Genomic DNA, 19,282 nt, shown 5'->3' with positions numbered 1-19,282 from the left:
ATGACGCAGACCCCCGCCGGCTGGTACCCCGACCCGTACGGAACCCCCCAACTGCGTTGGTGGGACGGCACGCAGTGGACCGATGCCACCCACCCGCTGGAGAGTTCCCCGGGGCAGAGCGGGCCGGTATCGACCGGCCAGTGGGCGCAGCCGGGCCAGGCGGCGCAGGCGGGGCCCGGCGCACCGCCCCAGCCCGGCCCCGGCACGGGACCGCAGGGACAGCCCGGTACGGGACCGCAGGGTTCGCCCGTCACGGGACCGCAGGGACAGCCCGGCGCGGCCCCGCAGGGGCAACCCGGCACGGGGTCGCAGGGGCAGCCGACCGGCCCGCAGAGCCCGCCCGGAGGTCCGCAGTCCCAGACGGGGCCGCAGCAGGCGCCTCCGCCGCCGGGCGGCCAGGGACCGCAGGGCGCGGGGCCCCAGGGCGGGACAGGGCCGCAGTTCCTGCCGCAGGGGTCGCCGTACGGGGGTCAGCAGGGGCCGGCGGGCGGCCAGGGACCGCAGGGCACCGGCCAGTTCACACCCCCCGGATCAGGGCAGTACGCCCCTCCCGGGACCGGCCAGTACGGCCGGCCGGGGCAGCCCGGCCAGCCCGGCCAGCCTGGTCCGTACGCGCCGCCTGACCAGTTCGCCCGTCCCGGAGCGCCGTACGGCGGCCCCGGGCAGCAGCAGTGGGGCGGGCAGGCCCCCGGTGCGACCGCGCAGTTCTCCGCGCCGGAGTTCGGCGGCCCGCCGCCCCCCGCGAAGAAGAACACCCTGCCGTGGGTGCTCGGCGGCGGCGCGGTGGTGATCCTCCTGGTCGTGGCCCTGGTGATCGGCGTCACCCTCGTCCGGCGGGGTGAGGAGACCCCGGTGGCCGTGAACACCCCGGCCCCGAGCGAGACGATCGAGCCGTCGGACCCGCAGATCACGCCCCCGCTGGAGACGACGCCCACGCCGGAGCCGAGTCCCGACAGCACCGACTATCCCGCCGTCCTGCCCACGCCCAAGGACGGCGTGATCGCCGACCCGCGCACGGGGCTGTCGTACACCTACCCGGGCGGTGACTGGCGGGTGCCGAGCTGGCAGGAGTGGAACGGCAGCGGTCCGGCCGACCGGCGGTTCCCGCAGTGGACCAGCGGCTTCGAGATCACCTCTCAGAAGAACTACGACGGCGAGGACCACGACTGGGTGGGCCAGGTGTCGACCGCGCCCCTTCCGGAGATCTTCGAGTACAAGGGCCCGGACGACCTGCGCAACACGGTCGGTCAGGTCATGATCACCTATGACAAGGTCTTCTACTCGCCCCCTCACAAGCGCAAGGTCGTCAAGGAGGCGGCCATGGACGTGAGCGGCAAGAAGGCGTGGCTGCTCCGGCTGGAGATGGACTTCACCGAAGTGGCCAAGAAGAGCGGCTGGAAGTTCCGCAAGGAGCAGGCGTTCTACCTGCTGGTCGACCAGGGTCCCGGGCAGCGTCCTACCCTGATGTACGCCTCGATTCCGGACAATCTGGACACCAAGGTGATAGATCGCGTACTGGACTCTCTCAAAGCCTCCTGACCGGGCACTACGCTGAGCATTATGAGTGACCTGCTGGTCTGGATCGACTGCGAGATGACCGGACTCGACCTCGGCCGCGACGCGCTCGTCGAGGTCGCGTGCGTGGTGACCGACGGCGAGCTGAACCAGCTCGACGAGGGCGTGGACGTCATCATCAAGCCCCCGCGGGAGGCTCTGGAGCAGATGTCGGAGGTCGTGCGGCAGATGCACACCTCCTCGGGCCTGCTCACCGCCCTCGGCGAGGGCGTCACCCTCGCCGAGGCCGAGTCGGCGATCCTGGAGTACATCCGGCGGCACGTCTCCGAGCCCAAGAAGGCGCCGCTCTGCGGCAACTCCATCTCCACCGACCGCTCCTTCATCGCGCGCGACATGCCCGCGGTCGACGCCTACCTGCACTACCGCATGGTGGACGTCTCCTCCGTCAAGGAGCTGGTCCGCCGCTGGTACCCGCGGGTCTACTTCGCCTCCCCCGCCAAGCAGGGGGGGCACCGCGCGCTGGCCGACATCACCGAGAGCGTGCAGGAGATGCGGTACTACCGCGCCGCCGTCTTCGTCCCCCAGCCCGGCCCCGATTCCGCGACCGCGCGCGAGGTCGCGGAGGCGATCACCGGGTCTTGACCGTGCCGGGGCGCGAGAACCCCTGGAAGCCCGCTACACTTTCTCCTGTGCCGCGACGCGATCGCGGTCATGGTGGGTGTAGCTCAGTTGGCAGAGCGCCAGGTTGTGGTCCTGGATGTCGTGGGTTCAAGTCCCATCACTCACCCGCGGAAGATGGCCGGTCCAAATGGACCGGCCATCACGCTTTTACTGGACAACCCCACCCTCTCCCGGCAAAAGTAGTCTTTCTCCCGCCGCAGGGGCCCAAAGAATGGGACGGCGGGCTATGCTCGCACAGAACCGCTACACCGCCAGCGCGGGGGGCTCGGCGATCTGACAATGTTCGCGCCACCGGAGGCCGGATGAGTGTCGATGACGCCACGTACAACGAGCACGCGCACACAGGGTTGAGCAAACGCGAGGCCGAGGTGATGGAGCTGATCGCGACCGGACATTCGAACGGGGAGATCGCGCAGCGGCTCTTCCTCAGCGAGAAGACCGTGAAGAACCACGTCAATCGCATTTACTCGAAGCTCGGCGCCGATTCCCGGGTGACCGCCATCGGACTGTGGCGGAGCCTGACCCCGGGACAGTCCCGCACCTGACGCCCTGTCGTGACACGAGGGGCGCAGGACGGATGCCAGGCGGGCCGGGGCGGGCTGCCTCAGGCCGGCACCGCCATGGCGTCCCGGGCCGCCGTCAACGCGCGCCCGAACGCCGCGAGGCCCAGGTCGATCTCCTCCTCGCGCACCGACAGCGCCGGGCGGAGCCGCACCGAGCGCTCGCCGCACGGCAGGACGAGCACCCCTTCGTCCTCGCGCAGCGCGGCCACCAGGCGGTCCCTGCCGGTGGAGACGTCGAACGCGCACATGAGGCCCCTGCCCCTGGCGTTGCTCACCAGTTCGGGGAAGGCCCGCTCCAGGTCCCGCAGGCCGGCCAGCAGGCGCTGACCGAGTTCCCCGGCGCGCGGGATGAGCCCGTCCCGCTCGACGATCTCCAGCATGCGCCGGGAGCGCACCATGTCGACGAGGCCGCCGCCCCAGGTGGAGTTGATGCGCCCGCTCGTCCGGAAGACGTTGCCCGGCACCTCGTCCACCCTGCGGCCCGCCATGATCCCCCCCACCTGCACCTTCTTGGCGAAGGCCACGATGTCGGGCGCGAGGCCGAGCTGCTGGTAGGCCCACGGCGTGCCGGTGAGCCCCGCGCCGGTCTGCACCTCGTCCAGGACGAACAGCGCGTCGTGCTCGTGGCAGAGGCGCTGCATGGCCTGGAGGAACTCCGGGCGCATGTGGTTGTCCCCGCCCTCGCCCTGGATCGGCTCGGCGATGAAACAGGCGATGTCGTGCGGGTGCGCCGCGAAGGCGGCCCGGGCCTGGTCCAGCGCCCTGCGCTCGGCCGCCTCGACGTCGCCGAAGTGGATGGCGGGCACGTCGATCCGCGGCCACGCGAAGAGGGGGAAGCGGTCGGTCTTGACCGGTTCGGTGTTGGTGAGCGAGAGGGTGTAGCCGCTGCGGCCGTGGAAGGCCCGGGTGAGGTGCAGCACCTTGCCACCGAGCTCGCGGGGGCGGCCGAGCGACTCGTTGCTGCGGCTCTTCCAGTCGAAGGCGCACTTGAGCGCGTTCTCGACGGCCAGCGCCCCGCCCTCGACGAAGAACAGGTGGGGGAGTTCGGGGTCGCCGAGCACGCGGGCGAAGGTGTCGGCGAAGTCGGCGAGGTGGACGCTGTAGAGGTCGGAGTTGGCCGGTTTGTTGGAGGCGATCCTGCCGAGCAGGGTGACGAACGCGGGGTCGTCGTCGAACGGGTTCACGCCGAGCGGGGCCGAGGCGAAGAAGGTGTAGAAGTCGAGGTACCGGCGGCCGGTGCCGCCGTCCACGATCCAGGACCCGCCGCTGCGCTCCAGATCCAGCTCCAGCCGGTAGCCGTCGATGAGCAGGTGCCGCGAGAGACGTTCGAGGACGCTCATGTGCTCTCCTGGGTCGAAGGTGGCTGTGATTCCACTATTCCCTCAGGAGACCGTGAATATGTGAATACTTTCCGGCGTACTCGATATATCCAGAAAGATTTTCGGCGTGCGCTACATCGCGTGGGCGGCCGTGCCCTCGGCCCCGCGGTGGCCGACATCCCTGATCCGGTAGGCCAGCACCAGCAGCGCGATGCCGTACGCGATCGCGAACAGGCCGATCAGCCAGGTCACCGCCAGCGCGCCCGTGGCGGGCCAGATGAAGAGCAGGATTCCGAAGATCACCGCGAGCACGCCGCTCCCCAGGTACGACCACTCGGCGTCGCCCGCCCTGCGGCGCCGGACCGCGGCGACGATCTCCGCCACGCCGATGACGACCGCGTAGACGGCGATCAGCAGGAGCAGCGCCAACGCCGTGATGGCGGGCCAGAACCAGGCGATGAGGCCCGCGAGGATGCTCAGCACGCCGGAGACGACCATCCAGGTCCGCGAGTCGCGGGGATGGTCGCCGCGGAAGGCGTGGCCGAGGGTGAGGACCCCGCTGACGACCGCGAAGGCGCCGAAGAGCACCACCAGCGTCAGCAGCGTGATCAACGGCCAGATGACGGCCAGCACGCCGAACACCACCGCGCAGATCCCGCGCACGACGAGCATCCACCAGGCGAGGCGGCTCCTCGTTCCCACGACCTCGTGGTCGCCGATGTCACGCATTTCGTCCTCCGTACTCGAACCTCGGTCACAGCGCCCGGCCCTGGTGAGAAGGACACGCACCCTTCGATGCCGCAAATCCCGAGATGTTTCCCTCCATCACCACGTTTCCGTACTATCCGGAAAGGTGGCGATAGCAGCCCAAGGAGCGGTCAAAAGCACCCCACCGCGCGTCAAGCAACGGCATATCGTTTGAGCGTCGTTTACACGCGCGGGCGACGCGGGGACATGTCTGGCACAAGACCCGAGGAGGAGACGCGGTGTCACTTCGCGAAGCCGCCCACGACATCGGCGACGAGCTGATCCGCCTGCGCCACGCGCTGCACCGGGAGCCCGAACTCGGGCTGGACCTGCCGAGGACACAGGAGAAGGTGCTCGCCGCGCTCGCGGGGCTTCCCCTCACGGTCTCCACGGGCAAGGGCCTCAGCTCGGTCACGGCCGTGCTGCGCGGCGCGCGGCCGGGTCCGGCGGTCCTGCTGCGCGGGGACATGGACGCCCTGCCGGTGACCGAGCGCGGCGGGTCCGCCGTGGTCTCCGAGACGCCCGGGCGCATGCACGCCTGTGGGCACGACCTGCACACCACGATGCTCGCCGGAGCGGCCCACCTGCTCGCCGCCCGGCGCGACCGTCTCGCCGGGGACGTGGTGTTCATGTTCCAGCCGGGTGAAGAGGGCGCGGGCGGCGCCAAGATCATGATCGACGAGGGCGTGCTGGACGCCGCCGGGCACCGTCCCGTCGCCGCCTACGCGCTGCACGTCATCAGCTCGGTGATCCCGCAGGGCACGTTCGTCAGCCGCGCCGGCCCCATCATGGCCGCGGCCGACCGTCTCATCGTCACCGTGCGCGGCGCGGGCGGGCACGGCTCCACGCCGCACCGCGCGAGCGACCCGATCCCGGCGGCGTGCGAGATGGTCACCGCGCTGCAGACGATGGTGACCCGCGGCTTCGACGTCTTCGACCCCGTGGTCGTCACGGTGGGCAGCTTCCACGCCGGGACGGCGGACAACATCATCCCCGAGGAGGCCCGGTTCGAGGCGACGGTGCGGTCGTTCTCCGCCGAGGCGCACACCCGCGTCCAGGAGCGCATCCTGACGCTGCTGCACGGCATCGGCGCCGCGCACGGGCTGACCGTCGACGCCCACTACGACGTCAGCTACCCGGTGACCGTCAACGACCGGGGCGAGGCCGCCTTCGTCGGCGACACCGTGCGCGAGGTCTTCGACGAACACCGCTACATCACGGCCCCGCAGCCCTTCACCGGGGCGGAGGACTTCTCGTTCGTCTGCGACCAGGTGCCGTCGGCGTTCATCGCCCTCGGCGCGTGCCCCGCCGGGGTCGACCCGGCCCGCGCCGCCTACAACCACTCCCCCGAGGCGGCCTTCGACGACGCCGTGCTCGCCGACGGCGCGGCCCTGTACGCCGAACTGGCCGAGCGGCGCCTGTCGCGGGAGGCCGTGACCGGCTGAGCCCTCAGAGGGCGTCCAGGAAGCGTACGGCGGCCGGGACGGCGCTCGCCGCGCCCGTGCCGCCGTTCTCGACGAACACCGCGAACGCCAGATCGTCCCGGTAGCCCACGCACCAGGCGTGGTCGGCGCCCGACTCCGCCGGAGCCGTGCCCGCCGTGCCGGCCACGCCCGCAGGCAGGCCGGCGGTGGTCCCGGCCACCGCCATCATCCGCCGCAGCCACGCGGCCGGCTTGGCGGGCAGCCGCCGCGGCGCGGGAACGCGGGCCGTCTCCAGGCGACCGACCGCGCGCTCCGACATCAGCCGCGGCGGGCGCCAGGCGCCGTTCTGGACGGCCGCGGCGACCAGCGCCATGCACACGGGGGTGGCGGTCACCGAGTCGCGGCCGGCGGCGTCCACGGCCGGCGCGCCGGCGTTCCCTGCCGCGCGCACGGTGCCGCAGACCCCGCCGAAGCCGGAGGTCAGGGCTCCGCCGAACCCGAGGCCCGCCGCCGCGCGCCGCAGCCCGCCGCCCTTGAGCCGCTCGACCGCCAGGCGGGCGAACGTCGCCGGGTAGGCCGTGAAGAAGGCGCCGAGGCCCGGCAGGCGGTCCGCCACGGCCAGCACCTCGCCCGTGGACGGGCGCACCGCGACGATCGCGGCCGGGCCGGCGAGGCCGTCCAGGGCCCGGGCCGCAGCGGCCTGCGTCCACCAGTCCACGGTCGTGCGCAGGGTGCGGTGCGTGGGCGGGCGGAACACCACCAGGCTCCGGGACGCCCCGGTCCGCGCGGAGACCGCCTCGACGGCCCAGCCCGACGCCGGGTCCTCCTCGGCCCGGTCCACCCGGTGCGCCAGGCCGTCGAAGTACGCCTTGGCGCCGCTGTCGTGCGGCAGGGGCCTGCCCTGCCGGGTCAGCAGCTCGGTGCCGGGCACGGAGACCTTCGCCAGGCGCAGGCGCTCGTCGGCGGCGACGCCGGGCAGGAGCGTCGCGGGCGTCCAGACGACCTTCCACGCGCCGTCCCTGACGGCCAGGCGCAGCACCGAGGAGAACTTCCACTCGCCGAGCTCCCTGATCCGCCGCACCCCCTGGAAGGGCAGGTCGGCGGCCCACTCGCCGCGGGCCACGACGGCCCCGGGCGTCAGCTTGACCGACAGGACCTGGAGGTCGGCGTCGAACCGCCGGTGCGCCTCCAGGAAGTTCGCGGGCGGGAAGGCGACCAGCCCGCGCATCTCGGCGAGGTTCTCGGCGGCCCAGGCGTCGAGGTAGGCCCTGCCGGTCGCCTCGGGGCCGCCGGTGACGCGGCGGGCGTCGGTGATGACGGCGGCGAGCCCGGCGGCCAGGAGCATCGCGCAGAACACGACGAGAGCGAGCAGTCCTCGGCGGCGCATACGGTTCTCCCATGGGTGCCGGGTATGGCACATCCGGATATACCAGAACCCGTGGGAGACCGTGTGGGCAAGCGCAAGTCCGAGCCGAGCCCCGCCCCCGGCCGCTACACGGTGGACTCGGGCGAGGTCGAGTTGCTGCGCGACCTCGACCGGCCGAGCGGGTGGCTGCTGAGCATGGGCGGTGTGCCGCAGTCGTACGTGGACCTGGACGACCCGACGTACCTGGAGTTCGAGTACGTCCGGCTGATGGCCGACGTCATCGACGTGCTCGACGAGGGGCCGCTCGACGTCGTCCACGTGGGCGCGGGCGCCTGCACGCTGCCCCGGTACGTGGCCGCGACCCGGCCGGGCTCCCGGCACATCGTGATCGAGCCGGACGCCGCGCTGGTGCGGCTCGTCCGGGACCATCTGCGGCTGAGGTCGGTGCCCGCGCTGAAGGTGCGCGTCGCCGACGGGCGCTCCGGCGCCGCGGGGCTGCGGGACGCCTCGGCGGACCTGTTCGTGCTGGACGCCTTCACCGGGGCCGTCATGCCGCTGGACCTGGCGACGGCCGAGTACATGGGCGACATCGCGCGCGTGCTGAAGGACCCGGGCGTCCTGCTGGTCAACCTCGCCGACGGCAAGGGGCTGCCGTTCGCGCGCCGCGTCGTCGCGACCGTCCAGGGCACCTTCCGCCACGTCGCGCTGCTCGCCGAGCCCGGCGTCCTGCGGGGGCGCAGGTTCGGCAACCTGATCGTCGCCGCCTCCCGCGCTCCCCTGCACATCGCCTCACTGACGCGCCGCGCCGCGGGAGGGCTCACCCAGGCCCGGTGCGTCGCCGAGGACGATCTGGTGAAGTTCGTCGCCGGCGCCCCGCCCATCAAGGACGGCGACGCGGTCGTCGCCCCCGTCCCCCCGCCCGACCTCTTCGCCTGACCCCGGCAGAACCCCGGGCCACCACGCGGACGCCACGGGCACAGGCCGTCACGCCGCGTGGACGAGAGTGGCCCAGAGTATCCATGAACTTTTCTCGTCAACGGCAATCAGAACCACCCTCTTGGGACGAATAAGACACGTGCGTCCAGGGGCGAATCCCACCGGGGGCTCCTTCCGCCGGGCGCTCGTGTCCACCACGTCCGCATGACCGGGCTCGACGCCCGGGTCACGAGAGAATGAGTGAGGTCATGACGACTCCCGACATGGAAGCCCGCGTGCGCAGGCAGGACGCGCACACGCGCCAGGAGAGAGCCCACCGGATCTTGGACACCGCCGGCGAACTGCTCCTGCGCTGGGGTTACGACAAGACCACGATCGACGACGTGGCGCGCTCGGCGGGCGTGGCCAAGGGGACGATCTATCTGCACTGGAAATCGCGCGAGGAGCTCTTCACCGCGCTCCTGCGCCGCGACCGGGTCCGGCTGCTGGAGCAGGTCCGCGACGGGCTCGCCCGGCGTCCCGGCGGCGTGAGCGTCCGGGAGCTCTTCCACCACCTGGCGCTGGGCCTGACCCGGCGGCCTCTGGTGAAGGCGGTGCTGCTCGGTGACGTGACCGTGCTCGGCAAGCTGATCCACCAGAGGCCCGAGACCCGGGTCGCCGAGGGCATGCGCTCGCTGGCCGAGGCGTACCTGCGCATGCTGCGCGGGCAGCAGGCGGTCCGCACGGACCTGTCCCTGCTGGACCAGGCCAACGTCATCGGCGCCACGCTGTACGGGTTCTTCCTCGCTCCGCCGCACATGCCCGTGGACCACCGCCTGCCGGAGGAGAGGATGGCCCAGCTCCTGGCCGACACCCTGCACCGCGCGCTGGCCCCCGGCCGCGCTCTCTCCCCCCATGAGAAGGCCACGATCGCCCAGGCGACGCTGTCGTACCTGGACGCGGCCGTGAGCGTGGCCAAGGAGCAGCTCGACCTGTCGCTCACGCCGCCCTCGTCCGACGGGCGCGCGCGGACCTAGGTCCGGCCCGCCCCTCCCCGCTGGCCGCGTCGGGGCCCGTTCTCCCCAGCCGATGACGGGCCCAACCCCTCACGCGGCCGGCGCTCGCCCTCCACCCGGCCGACGGCGCGAATAGCCTGCACGGTGTGGAAGAAGTCATTACTTATCTGGAAATGACCAGCCTGGATGACCTCCGCCCCTCCCCTCCGGTGGCGGGGCTGCGGCTCGAACGCGTGGCGGCCGACTCGCCCCTGATCCCGGACGTGCAGGCGCGCATCGGCGCCCCTCATGGCTGGCGCAGCGCGTCCAGGACCCCGCAGGAGTGGTCGGACTGGCTGTCGCACCCCCTGCGGCAGTACTGGCTGATCATGGACGGCCCGCGGGTCGCCGGCATCGCCGACATCGAACCCCACCCCGGGGGCGACGTGGAGATCACGACGTTCGGCCTGCTGCCCGAGTTCGTGGGCAAGGGCCTCGGCGGGTACGCCCTGACGCTGGCCATCGCCCAGGCGTGGCGGGTGGAGCCGCTGGAGGCCGACGCGGTGCGGCGGGTCTGGCTGCACACCTCCACGAACGACCACCCGAACGCGCTGCCCAACTACACCCGCCGCGGCCTTCGCCCGTTCCGCACCGAGACCGTCTCCCCCGACGGGCCCGCCTGAGTCCCCGGCGGCGCGGCCGGCCGGCGACCGTGATCGCCCGCGGGTCAGGCGCCGTGGTCGGCGGCGATGGCGTCGATCCGCGCGGCGAGCTTGAAGTCCGTCTCGGTCAGGCCCCCGGCGTCGTGGGTGGTGAGGGCCAGGTGCAGCCGCCGCCAGCGGATGTCGATGTCGGGGTGATGGTTCAGGTGCTCCGCCTGCTCGGCCACGTCGTTGACGATGGCGATGGCCGTGCGGAAGTCGGGCGCCGTGATCGTGCGCCGGATCTCGTCGCCCTCGCGCCGCCAGTCGGGCACCTCGGCCAGCCGGGTGGTGATCGCCTCGTCGTCCAGCCTGTCCATGCGGCCAGTCTCGCACGGGCCGGTGACCTTGTCGTCCACCCTGCCGTCCACCCTGCCGTCCGCGCGACGGGCCCTCCGGCCGGAGACGTCCGGCCGGAGGGCCCGGGAGGTCAGGCGCCGGCGGTCTCGGCGTAGCGGCTCATGTAGCCCTCGGCGACGATGCGCCGGGCGGCCTGCTCGTACCCGGCGGGGTCGTCGGGGGCCCAGGTGCCGAGGCCGTCCACGTAGCGGTTGTACATGCAGAACGCGGCGGCGATGAGGACGGTGTCGTGGATCTCCAGGTCGGTGGCGCCGGTCGCGCGGGCGGCGGCGACGTCCTCGGCGGTCACGGCCTTGCCGCTCTGCTGGACGGCGCCGGCGATGCGCAGCAGCGCCTTGAGCTTGTCCGACACCGGGGCGCTCCCGAGGTCGCCGCAGGTGTCGGCGACCGTCTGCGCGCCCCCGGGCAGCTGGGCGGCGGCGAAGGCGGCGTGCGAGGTGGAGCAGAACTTGCACGCGTTCAGCGAGGACACGTAGGTGGCGATGAGCTCACGCTCCCCGCGGGTCAGCGTGTTGTCCGGATGGGAGATCGTCTCCTCGTCCCTGAGCAGGGTCTCGGCCAGCCGGCTCAGGCTCCTGCCGGTCTCGGGCCGGTACTCCATGAGCCCGCCGACACCCGGGGACTCGTTACCCAACTCGATGTACGCCACGTCGGCCTCCTGAACGCGCGCCCGCGCCCGCCGGGGCCGGCGGGCGCGGTCTGTGAGCGAAAGATCCAGAACGGTCCCATCATCACCTGGGAGAGCCGGCCCGGAAAGAGTGCCCGTTCGTGTTCAGGGGTCGGGCAAGGGGGCCCGCCCCTTGCCCGGCCACGGGTGCGTCAGAGGCTCACCAGCCGGCAGGAGGCGGTGGACGTCTTGGACGGGTCGCTCTCGGAGGTGGCGGTGAGGTTCACCTTGGCGAGGTGGTTGCCGCCCGGCGTCCGCTGCGCGTAGACCACCACGGAGGCGGTCTTGCCGAAGTCGACGGCGGTCAGCTTGTTGGGCAGCCAGGCCGTCCAGCCCTTGCCGTCCACGGCCGCCGACAGCCGGTAGACGTCGGACTTCAGGTAGGAGGCGACGTCCTCGGGGTGCTGCCCGCGCGGGGCCGCGGCCCTGCCCGTGTTGGTGAGCGGCAGCTCGCAGGCCACCCAGTCGCCGCCCTTGGTGACCGCGGCGCTCGGCAGCACGCGCACGCCGCGCTTCTGCGGCCCCGCGCCGTCCAGGGAGCGGACCGCCACGGTGTAGGACAGCAGGCCCTGCCGGTCGCGGTGCTTGTCGATGATGTAGAACCGCAGGCGGTTGCCCTCGTCGGTGTACTCGTACTCGCTGCCGGAGTCGGTGCCCGCGTGGAACAGCGCGTCGGAGAGCTGGCGGTAGTCGCCGATCGTGATGGGCACCTTGGTGCCGTCGGGCAGCACGTAGTCGGTCATGCCGATGTGCTGGGGGTTGGCGTCCACGACCCACTCGAACGGCGCGTCGTCCTTGTCCTTGGTCTTGGCCAGCAGCACGCCGGAGTCCGGGGTGAAGGAGTCGGCGCCGATCCGGTCCACGACCTCGACCGTGTAGTTGTCGTAGCCGCCGCCGTCGCAGTACGGGTCGGTGGCGGTCGCGCACGCCGGGGCACGGTCCTTGTCGAGGGCGATGTTCACGCCGGACAGGCCGGTGTCGCCCGGCCGCACCTCGCGGGCGGTCACCCGCGCGACGACCAGGCCGGACTCGGCGAGCGCCTCGCGCGACAGGCGCAGGATGTTCCGCTCGTCCACAATCTCCAGCTTGAGCTTGTTGCGGAGCATGTGCTGGGCGCCCATGGCCGAGCCGCCGGTGGGCGGGATCACCCAGCGGCTGTGCGGCCCGCCGGGGCCGTTGAAGGTGCCGCGGCTGAGCATCTCCCAGGGGCCGGAGTAGTCACGGCGCGGCGGCACGCCGAACGGGTTGTTGTAGTTGTCGCCGATGCCGAGGATGTGGCTGAACTCGTGGGCGTACACGCTCATGCCGGAACTCTCGGCCTGGGTGGAGGAGCCGCCGCCGGCGTTGGGCCAGATGGTGGAGCCGGAGGCCCAGGAGGTCCACTCGACGTACCGGGTCCTGGCCCAGTTGGGCAGGCCCGGGTCCGGCGGGCCGAACTCGTCGGTGACGTCCTCCTTGGTGGGGAACTTCATCGACCCGAACTCCTGCCAGGTGGAGGACTCGTCCTGGCCCGCGCTCAGGTAGAAGATGAAGTCGAATCCGCCGGCCGTCTCCTCGCCGACGTCGCCGACCCAGGCGGCGCGGCCGTCGGTGCGGATGTTGCGGTTACAGGTGTCGCCCGCCGGACATCCGGTGCCCGCCTGGAACTCCATGGCGTACTCGTGGGACTTGCCCGGCATCTTGTACGGGCCGAACGAGGTGAGGTCGACGCCGTACCGGCCGCCGGAGTCCTCCATCCAGTACTCGTGGATGGTGTGCCCGCGGTTCAGCGTGTTGGGCGTGTTGAGGAAGTCCTTGTAGAACTTGGCGACCTGGTCGCGGGGGACGTCGTGGGCCTCCACGCTGGGGTTGCCGAAGACCGTCGAACGCGCGGGCTGGGTGGCGACGAAGGGCTGGTTCGGGTAGTCCAGCAGGACGAGCGCGCCCTTGAACGTCCGCTTGGAGCCCTTGGCGGCGGGGTTCGCCCACGTCGTTCCGGGGACCGGCTTGTAGTCGGCCCAGGTCATGTGGTCGGGGTTCTTCCAGTTCTGCGGGTCGATCGCGGCGGGCCCGCCCGGCTTGCCCTTGAACAGCGCCGACGGCGCCTGCTCCTGCCAGGGCTGGCGCTGCGGCCAGTGGTCGGCCTGCCAGGGGTTCGGGGGCACGGGCGGCGGCGCGGCCGAGGCCGGGGCCTGGGCCGTCAGGAGCCCGGCGGGCCCGAGCACGATCGCGGTGAAGAGGAGCGCGAGCCGTCTCTTCACGGAAATCTTCCGGCGGCTCTTGGCATGATGGACCGACGTCGTCACGGCATCACCCTCCGTCTGGGGCCGGGCTTCAGCGGAGGACGCTACAGACGCCGTAGACGGAGATCTTCCACCATCTGTAGGAAAAATCAGGGCGAAATCTCCTACAGATGGTGAAACGGGCCGCTCAGAAGCCTGGGATCGGACCGGTCACTTGACCGCGCCGGCCGTGAGGCCCGACTGGATCTGCCGCTGGAAGATGATGTACACGATCATCATCGGCAGGATCGCCATGCTGAGCGCGGCGAACAGACCGGGCCAGTCCGCCTCGTAGCCGGCGTTGGTGTTGATGTTCGCGATGCCCTGGGTGATCAGCCACTTGTCCTCGACGCTGCCCGAGAGAAGCACGATGGGCAGAAGGTACTGGTTCCACTGGCCGAGGATGTTGAAGATCGTGATGCTGATCAGGCCCGGCTTGGCCATCGGCACCATGATCTGGAAGAACGTCCGGGTGTGCGAGGAACCGTCCATCATCGCGGCCTCGGCCACCGAGTTCGGCAGCGTCTTGAAGAACGCGGTCAGGAAGAACACCGTGAACGGCAGCGAGTAGGCGATGTACACCAGGATCACGCCGACGTGGGTGTCGATCAGGCCGAGGTTGCGGACCACGAAGAACAGCGGGACCAGCGCCAGGAAGACCGGGAACGCCAGGCCGGAGACGAACAGGTAGTAGATGATCCGGTTGCCGGGGAACCGGAAGCGCGCGATCACGTACGCGGCCATCGAGCCGAACAGCATCGTGAAGAACGTGCTGACGCCGACCACCAGGACCGTGTTCAGCATGTACCGCCCGATGTGCGCCTTCTCCCAGGCGCGTCCCCATGAGGCCCAGCTGAAGCTGTCGGGCATGGCGAGCGGCGCGTCGCCCATGATCTCGGGGTTGGTCTTGAAGGAGGCCAGGAAGGTCCACAGGATCGGACCGATGACCAGGACGGCCCACACGATCAGGGCCACGTGGGACAGCGCGCCGAAGGCGCCGAGCTGGTTCTTCTTCTGCCTGCGCCGGGAGGCGGCGCGCGAGGGCGCCATCCGGTACGCGTCGGTCTGGGTCGCCATTCTCAGACCTCGATCCTTTCGCGCCGCGTCACGCGCAGGCTCAGCGCCGCGAACGTGATGGTGAGGAAGAACAGGGCCACGCCCATCGCCGAGGCGTAGCCGAACTTGGAGAAGGTGAACGCCGTGCGCCAGATCTCCAGGGGCAGGACCGTGGTGGCGTTGTCGGGACCGCCGCGGTCCACGGAGAGCACCTGCACCAGGGCGAAGGCGTCGAACGCCGCGATGCCCAGGTACACCCAGCCGACCTGGATGGTGTCCCAGATCAGCGGAAGCGTGATGCTGAAGAACAGCCGGAAGCGCCCGGCGCCGTCCAGGGCCGCCGCCTCGAAGACCTCGCTCGGGATGGCCGCCATGCCGGCCGAGAACAGCACCACGTAGAAGCCGACGCCCTGCCAGATGATCACACCCATGATCGACCACAGGGCCAGGTTCGTGTCGATGAGCCAGCCCACGGGACCGAGGCCGACCAGTTCCAGCAGGCCGTTCAGCACACCGGTGTTGTCGGGACGGTAGATGGCCTGGAACAGGACGCCGACCACCGCCACCGCCAGGACCTGCGGGAAGAAGTAGACCACCCGGTAGAACTTCGACCCGCGGACACCGGCCATCTTCCCGCTCTTGCTACCCCCTCCGACGTTGAGCAGGAACGAGAAGAACAACGCGATCGCGATCGTGATCAGCGGCATGGCGACCAGCAAGACGGCGTGGTGCCGCACCGCGGCCCAGAAGACGTCGTCGCCCAGCAGGCGTGTGAAGTTCTCGAACCCGATGAACTGGGGGTTCGCCGAGATGCCCCGCCAGTTGGTCAGCGAGATGTAGAACGCCTGCAAGTACGGGCTGATCACGAAGATCGCGTAGAGGATCACCGGGACCACGAGGAACGAGAAGATGAACCCGTACTTCCTCATCCTGTTCGAGGCCAGCCTTCCGGCGCCCCCGACGTCGCCATGCCGCATGATCGACTACACCGTCCGGTTCTGCTTGGTGATCGAGGAGTCGGCCTTGACGGAGTCCGCCTTCTTCTGCATGTTGCTGCAGAACTCGTCGGCGGAGATACGGCCGAACATCAGGGAGTTGGTCTGCTTGCGCAGCTCGGTCTCCAGCTCCTTGTACCAGTTCTCGAACTGGCTGTAGGTGACGATGTTGTCACCCGCCGCGCCGATCGCGTCGTTGAGGCTCTTGATGCCCGGGGACAGCGACAGGCCCTCGGCCGCGCCCTTGACGACGGTGAGGCTGCCGGACTTCTCGGTGAAGCCCTTCGCGCCCTCCTTGGAGAGCATGATGCGCGCGTACTCCAGCGCCCCGGCGGTGTTCTTCGCCTTGGACGGGATGATGTACGGCTCGCCCGCGGCGACGCGGATGGCCTCGTAGGGCAGCTTGTCCGACGGCGTGAGGCTCGGGGTCGGCGCCACGGCGTACTCGAAGCCGGCCGGGGTGTTGGACTTCTGCTCGTTCTCCAGCCAGGAGCCGGACGGGTAGAACGCGACCTTGTTCTGGTTCTGCCGGGTCTGGACCTCGGTGTGGATCAGGCCCTCGTAGCTCTTGTCGATGAACTTGCCGATCTCGGCCCAGGCGGCGGCGGACTGCTTGACCGAGTCCTTCAGCCAGGCGCCGTCGACCAGGTTGTCGATGTCCAGCAGGACCTGGTTGCCCTCGGCCTTGGCGGCGGTGATGAGGATCATCCAGTACTGGTAGTACGAGGCGTTCTTGCCGGCGTAGGCGTACGGCGTGAGACCGGCGGCCTTGATCTTCTCGCAGACCGCCTTGAACTCGGTGAAGTCCTTCGGCGGCGTCCAGCCCTTCTCCTGGAAGAGCTTGGTGTTGAACCAGAGGCCGTAGCCGCTGGACACGTAGTTCAGGATGAACGGCTTGCCCGCGATCAGGCCCGACTCGACCGTCCCGGCGAGGATCGTGTCCTTGATCTTCTTGCTCGGGTCGTCGATGGACGGCGCGTCGAACAGCGGGGTGAGGTCGAGGAGCTGGCCCTCGCTCTGCAGGGCGCCGTTGTCCATGAGGTCGGTGCCGGAGTTGGCGATGAAGTCCGGCACGTCGCCGCTGGCGAAACGAGGCTGCAGCGTCTGCGCGATCTGCTGGGTCGCGACGTGCTTGATCGTCGCGTTGGGGAACGTCTTCTTGTACAGCGGCTCGTGGACATCCTTGGCGTAGCCGTCCCCGAGGCCGCCCTTGAAGATCACGACTTCCAGGGCGGCGTCCGCCTTGACGCCGAACGGGTTCTGGGCGGAGGTCGCCGCGGCGCTCGGCGCGGCGCTAGGAGAGGCCTCGGAGCTGCCGCCGCCCGTCGCGCAGGCGGCCAGCATGCCGCCTGCCGGTCCCGCGACGAGAGCGGTCAGGCCGATACGGCGGAGCATCTGCCGCCGGGTGATGTCTTTGGGGGAGCCTGCGGAGTTGGTCATGCAACCCTCCAGGAATGGGGCCAATCAATTAGGAAAGTTTCCTAAACGTTTGAGGAACGTACGTCCATCCCCGGCCGGGGTCAAGTGGTATGGGCCAACCCGTGATCGAGCTGTAGCCGACCAGCACTCACCCCGCGACCAACGGCCGTGTCCGACCCCTGCCGCGGCTACCGTGAAACCTAGCATCGGCACAGGTCATCGGCCGATAAAGTCGCAAATTGAGGCCAAATCGACACCCTCTTGACCCGGTCTAGACCAGCACAGCGAAGATCGGCTGTCAGGGCCGCCACCGGTCTACCTCCGGAGCCCGCCGCGATCTTGGCGCCCTCGCGCGGTCCACGCGGAGGGCGCCCTGCCGCAGGAAGGAAATGTACGCCTGCCGTCCACCCGTTGAACCGGCTCCCCGTCCCCTGCCGGGACCGGTTACCGTCGAATCCGACAACCCCGACATGGAGGAGCACATTGCCGCTCCAGATGACCGGCGCCCCCAGCGATCCGGACCTCATCCGCCTGCCCTGGGACGTCCCCCTTGAGGAGTGGCCCGAGCACCACCTGGTCACGCTGCCCCGGGGCATCTCCCGGCACATCGTGCGGTTCGCCAGGCTGTCCGGACGGGTGTACGCGATCAAGGAGATCAGCGAGCGGTACGCCAAGCGGGAGTACCAGCTCCTGTGGGACCTGAACCGGCTCGACGCGCCGGCCGTCGAGCCCGTGGCGGTGGTGACGGGCAGGCGCGAGGCCGGGGGCGAGCCGCTGGACTCGGCGCTGATCACCCGCCACCTGCAGTTCTCGCTCCCCTACCGGGCCATGCTGTCGGGCACCCTCCGCCCGGACACGCTGATCCGCCTGCTCGACGCGCTGGCCGTCCTGCTGGTCCGGCTGCACCTGGCCGGGTTCTATTGGGGCGACTGCTCGCTGAGCAACACCCTGTTCCGGCGGGACGCGGGGGCGTTCGCGGCGTACCTGGTGGACGCCGAGACCGGGGAACTGCATCCCGTGCTCAGCGAAGGCCAGCGCAATTACGACATCGAAGTCGCTCATATCAATATTTATGGGGAAATGCTGGACCTGGAGGCGGGCGGTTTCCTGCACTCCTCGATAGATCCCCTCGCGTTCGCCGAGCAATTGTGCCGCCGTTATCACCGGCTGTGGGACGAGCTCACCCAGGAGGAGATCGTCGAGGACGTCGAATGGCACCTCATCGACCAGCGCATCCGCCGGCTCAACTCCCTGGGCTTCGACGTCGCCGAGATGATGGTCAGGCGCAAGGCCGGCACCGCCCGGCTGATCGTGCGGCCCAAGGTCGTGGACTCCGGCCACCACCAGCGCCGCCTGCTGCGCCTCACCGGGCTCGACGTCGAGGAGAACCAGGCCAGGCGGCTGCTCAACGACCTCGACTCCTTCCGCGTCGCCAAGGGGCTGCGCCACGAGGACGAGGCCATCGTGGCGCACCGCTGGCTCGCCGAGATCTTCCAGCCCACGGTGACGGCGATCCCGCCCGGCCTGCGCGGCAAGCTGGAGCCCGCGCAGCTCTTCCACGAGGTGCTCGACCACCGCTGGTACATGTCCGAGACCGCGGGCCGCGACGTCGGGCTGGAGGCCGCCCTGCGCTCCTACATCGACACCGTGCTGATCTTCAAGCCCGACGAGAAGGCGATCATCGGCGCCCCCGAGACCGACGCCACCGGCCTCTGAGCCGGAGCGGCGCCCGGCCCCTCGCGCCCGGGGCCGTGCTCAGCCGCCGCCCTGCCCGGAGTAGCGCGCTCTGCCCGTGCCCGCCGCCCCCTCCAGCTCGGCGACGTGGGTGGCGGCCTCGGCCAGGCGGTCCTCGCCGAAGACGCGCACCCCGCCCGCCTCCAGCAGCGCGGCCGTCACGCCCGCCCCCGGGGCGACCCGGCCGCGGAAGGTGCCGTCGTGGACGCGCAGGCTTCCGCAGGACGGGCTGCCCTCTTTCAGCAGGGCGACCCGGACGCCCATCGACCGCGCCACGGCCAGCGCGGCGTGCGCGCCCGCGAGGAAGTTCGCCGTGACGTCGGCGCCCGCGGGCGTGAGGACGCGGGCGTGGCCCGCCAGCACGGCGGCGCCGCCCGCGCCGCCCTCGATCTCGGCGGGCGGCCTCGGGACGGGCAGCCCGCCCTCCATCTCGGGGCAGAGCGGCACGAGGCGGCCCTCGTCGCGCCAGCGGGCGAGCAGCGCGTCGTCCAGCGTCTTGGCGCGGCCGTCGAAGCGCACGGCACGCCCCATCAGGCAGGCGCTGACGAGGATCCTCTCCATACC

18 protein-coding genes and 1 tRNA gene are annotated in these 19,282 nt (G+C 70.7%); 9 read left to right on the top strand and 10 right to left on the bottom strand.

All coding sequences use genetic code 11. The features are described 5' to 3' along the window. From BJ982_RS40430 to BJ982_RS16165, 4 genes are all read left to right on the top strand, one after another. The gene (locus tag BJ982_RS40430) at window positions 1-1,539 is read left to right on the top strand and encodes a DUF2510 domain-containing protein (RefSeq protein WP_184880938.1); all 1,539 of its coding nucleotides are present in this window, start codon (window positions 1-3) and stop codon (window positions 1,537-1,539) included. Between the two features lie 21 nt (window positions 1,540-1,560). Beyond that, window positions 1,561-2,157 carry an oligoribonuclease gene (gene orn, locus BJ982_RS16175; RefSeq protein WP_184880936.1) on the top strand — a complete coding sequence of 199 codons (597 nt, stop codon included), beginning with the start codon at window positions 1,561-1,563 and terminating at the stop codon, window positions 2,155-2,157. Between the two features lie 72 nt (window positions 2,158-2,229). After that, window positions 2,230-2,302: transfer RNA gene (locus BJ982_RS16170), tRNA-His, on the top strand. 196 nt (window positions 2,303-2,498) lie between these two features. Beyond that, window positions 2,499-2,741, top strand: a complete 243-nt coding sequence (locus BJ982_RS16165) for a helix-turn-helix domain-containing protein (RefSeq protein ID WP_184612788.1) — start codon at window positions 2,499-2,501, stop codon at window positions 2,739-2,741. A 59-nt stretch (window positions 2,742-2,800) separates the two neighbouring features. Here the strand turns inward: BJ982_RS16165 and lat are convergent, their stop codons facing one another. Next, window positions 2,801-4,099 (bottom strand): L-lysine 6-transaminase, encoded by a 1,299-nt coding sequence (gene lat, locus BJ982_RS16160; RefSeq protein WP_184880934.1) that lies wholly within the window; start codon window positions 4,097-4,099, stop codon window positions 2,801-2,803. Between the two features lie 111 nt (window positions 4,100-4,210). Further along, window positions 4,211-4,807: an HdeD family acid-resistance protein gene (locus BJ982_RS16155; protein ID WP_184880933.1), complete on the bottom strand. Its 597-nt coding sequence runs from the start codon at window positions 4,805-4,807 to the stop codon at window positions 4,211-4,213. 257 nt (window positions 4,808-5,064) lie between these two features. On the opposite strand from BJ982_RS16155, the gene BJ982_RS16150 reads away from it, so the two are divergent. Continuing rightward, window positions 5,065-6,270 (top strand): M20 metallopeptidase family protein, encoded by a 1,206-nt coding sequence (locus tag BJ982_RS16150; RefSeq protein WP_184880931.1) that lies wholly within the window; start codon window positions 5,065-5,067, stop codon window positions 6,268-6,270. A gap of 4 nt (window positions 6,271-6,274) precedes the next feature. Here the strand turns inward: BJ982_RS16150 and BJ982_RS16145 are convergent, their stop codons facing one another. After that, on the bottom strand, window positions 6,275-7,636 hold the full coding sequence (locus BJ982_RS16145) for an NTF2-like N-terminal transpeptidase domain-containing protein (protein WP_184880929.1): 1,362 nt from the start codon (window positions 7,634-7,636) through the stop codon (window positions 6,275-6,277). 51 nt (window positions 7,637-7,687) lie between these two features. Between BJ982_RS16145 and BJ982_RS16140 the strand changes: the two genes are divergently transcribed. From BJ982_RS16140 to BJ982_RS16130, 3 genes are all read left to right on the top strand, one after another. After that, window positions 7,688-8,551, top strand: coding sequence for a spermidine synthase (locus BJ982_RS16140; RefSeq protein ID WP_239122917.1), 864 nt, complete (start codon window positions 7,688-7,690; stop codon window positions 8,549-8,551). A gap of 248 nt (window positions 8,552-8,799) precedes the next feature. After that, on the top strand, window positions 8,800-9,567 hold the full coding sequence (locus BJ982_RS16135) for a TetR/AcrR family transcriptional regulator (protein ID WP_184880925.1): 768 nt from the start codon (window positions 8,800-8,802) through the stop codon (window positions 9,565-9,567). 152 nt (window positions 9,568-9,719) lie between these two features. Continuing rightward, window positions 9,720-10,208, top strand: a complete 489-nt coding sequence (locus BJ982_RS16130) for a GNAT family N-acetyltransferase (protein ID WP_203959015.1) — start codon at window positions 9,720-9,722, stop codon at window positions 10,206-10,208. 44 nt (window positions 10,209-10,252) lie between these two features. Here BJ982_RS16130 and BJ982_RS16125 read toward each other — a convergent pair whose 3' ends face one another. From BJ982_RS16125 to ngcE, 6 genes are all read right to left on the bottom strand, one after another. Further along, window positions 10,253-10,546, bottom strand: a complete 294-nt coding sequence (locus tag BJ982_RS16125) for a 4a-hydroxytetrahydrobiopterin dehydratase (RefSeq protein ID WP_184880921.1) — start codon at window positions 10,544-10,546, stop codon at window positions 10,253-10,255. Between the two features lie 110 nt (window positions 10,547-10,656). Further along, entirely contained in the window at window positions 10,657-11,235 is a 579-nt protein-coding gene (locus tag BJ982_RS16120; RefSeq protein WP_184880919.1) for a carboxymuconolactone decarboxylase family protein, read from the bottom strand. A gap of 170 nt (window positions 11,236-11,405) precedes the next feature. After that, window positions 11,406-13,493, bottom strand: a complete 2,088-nt coding sequence (locus tag BJ982_RS16115; protein WP_239122918.1) for a M6 family metalloprotease domain-containing protein — start codon at window positions 13,491-13,493, stop codon at window positions 11,406-11,408. A 192-nt stretch (window positions 13,494-13,685) separates the two neighbouring features. Further along, complete coding sequence (locus tag BJ982_RS16110; RefSeq protein WP_184880918.1) at window positions 13,686-14,591, bottom strand: carbohydrate ABC transporter permease; 906 nt, start codon at window positions 14,589-14,591, stop codon at window positions 13,686-13,688. A 2-nt stretch (window positions 14,592-14,593) separates the two neighbouring features. Then, entirely contained in the window at window positions 14,594-15,499 is a 906-nt protein-coding gene (locus tag BJ982_RS16105) for a carbohydrate ABC transporter permease (protein WP_184880916.1), read from the bottom strand. Window positions 15,500-15,553: 54 nt separating this feature from the next. Next, window positions 15,554-17,005 carry an N-acetylglucosamine/diacetylchitobiose ABC transporter substrate-binding protein gene (gene ngcE / locus BJ982_RS16100; RefSeq protein WP_184880914.1) on the bottom strand — a complete coding sequence of 484 codons (1,452 nt, stop codon included), beginning with the start codon at window positions 17,003-17,005 and terminating at the stop codon, window positions 15,554-15,556. Between the two features lie 462 nt (window positions 17,006-17,467). On the opposite strand from ngcE, the gene BJ982_RS16095 reads away from it, so the two are divergent. After that, a complete protein-coding gene (locus tag BJ982_RS16095; protein ID WP_184880912.1) occupies window positions 17,468-18,700 on the top strand; it encodes a DUF4032 domain-containing protein in 1,233 nt (410 codons plus the stop codon). A 39-nt stretch (window positions 18,701-18,739) separates the two neighbouring features. Here the strand turns inward: BJ982_RS16095 and BJ982_RS16090 are convergent, their stop codons facing one another. Continuing rightward, on the bottom strand, window positions 18,740-19,279 hold the full coding sequence (locus BJ982_RS16090; RefSeq protein ID WP_184880910.1) for a 2-thiouracil desulfurase family protein: 540 nt from the start codon (window positions 19,277-19,279) through the stop codon (window positions 18,740-18,742). Window positions 19,280-19,282: the final 3 nt, after the last annotated feature.

This window comes from Sphaerisporangium siamense, from assembly GCF_014205275.1.
Taxonomy (GTDB): domain Bacteria; phylum Actinomycetota; class Actinomycetes; order Streptosporangiales; family Streptosporangiaceae; genus Sphaerisporangium; species Sphaerisporangium siamense.
The sequence above is the reverse complement of the archived record's forward strand: the minus strand, read 5'-3'. Positions and strand labels throughout refer to the sequence as shown.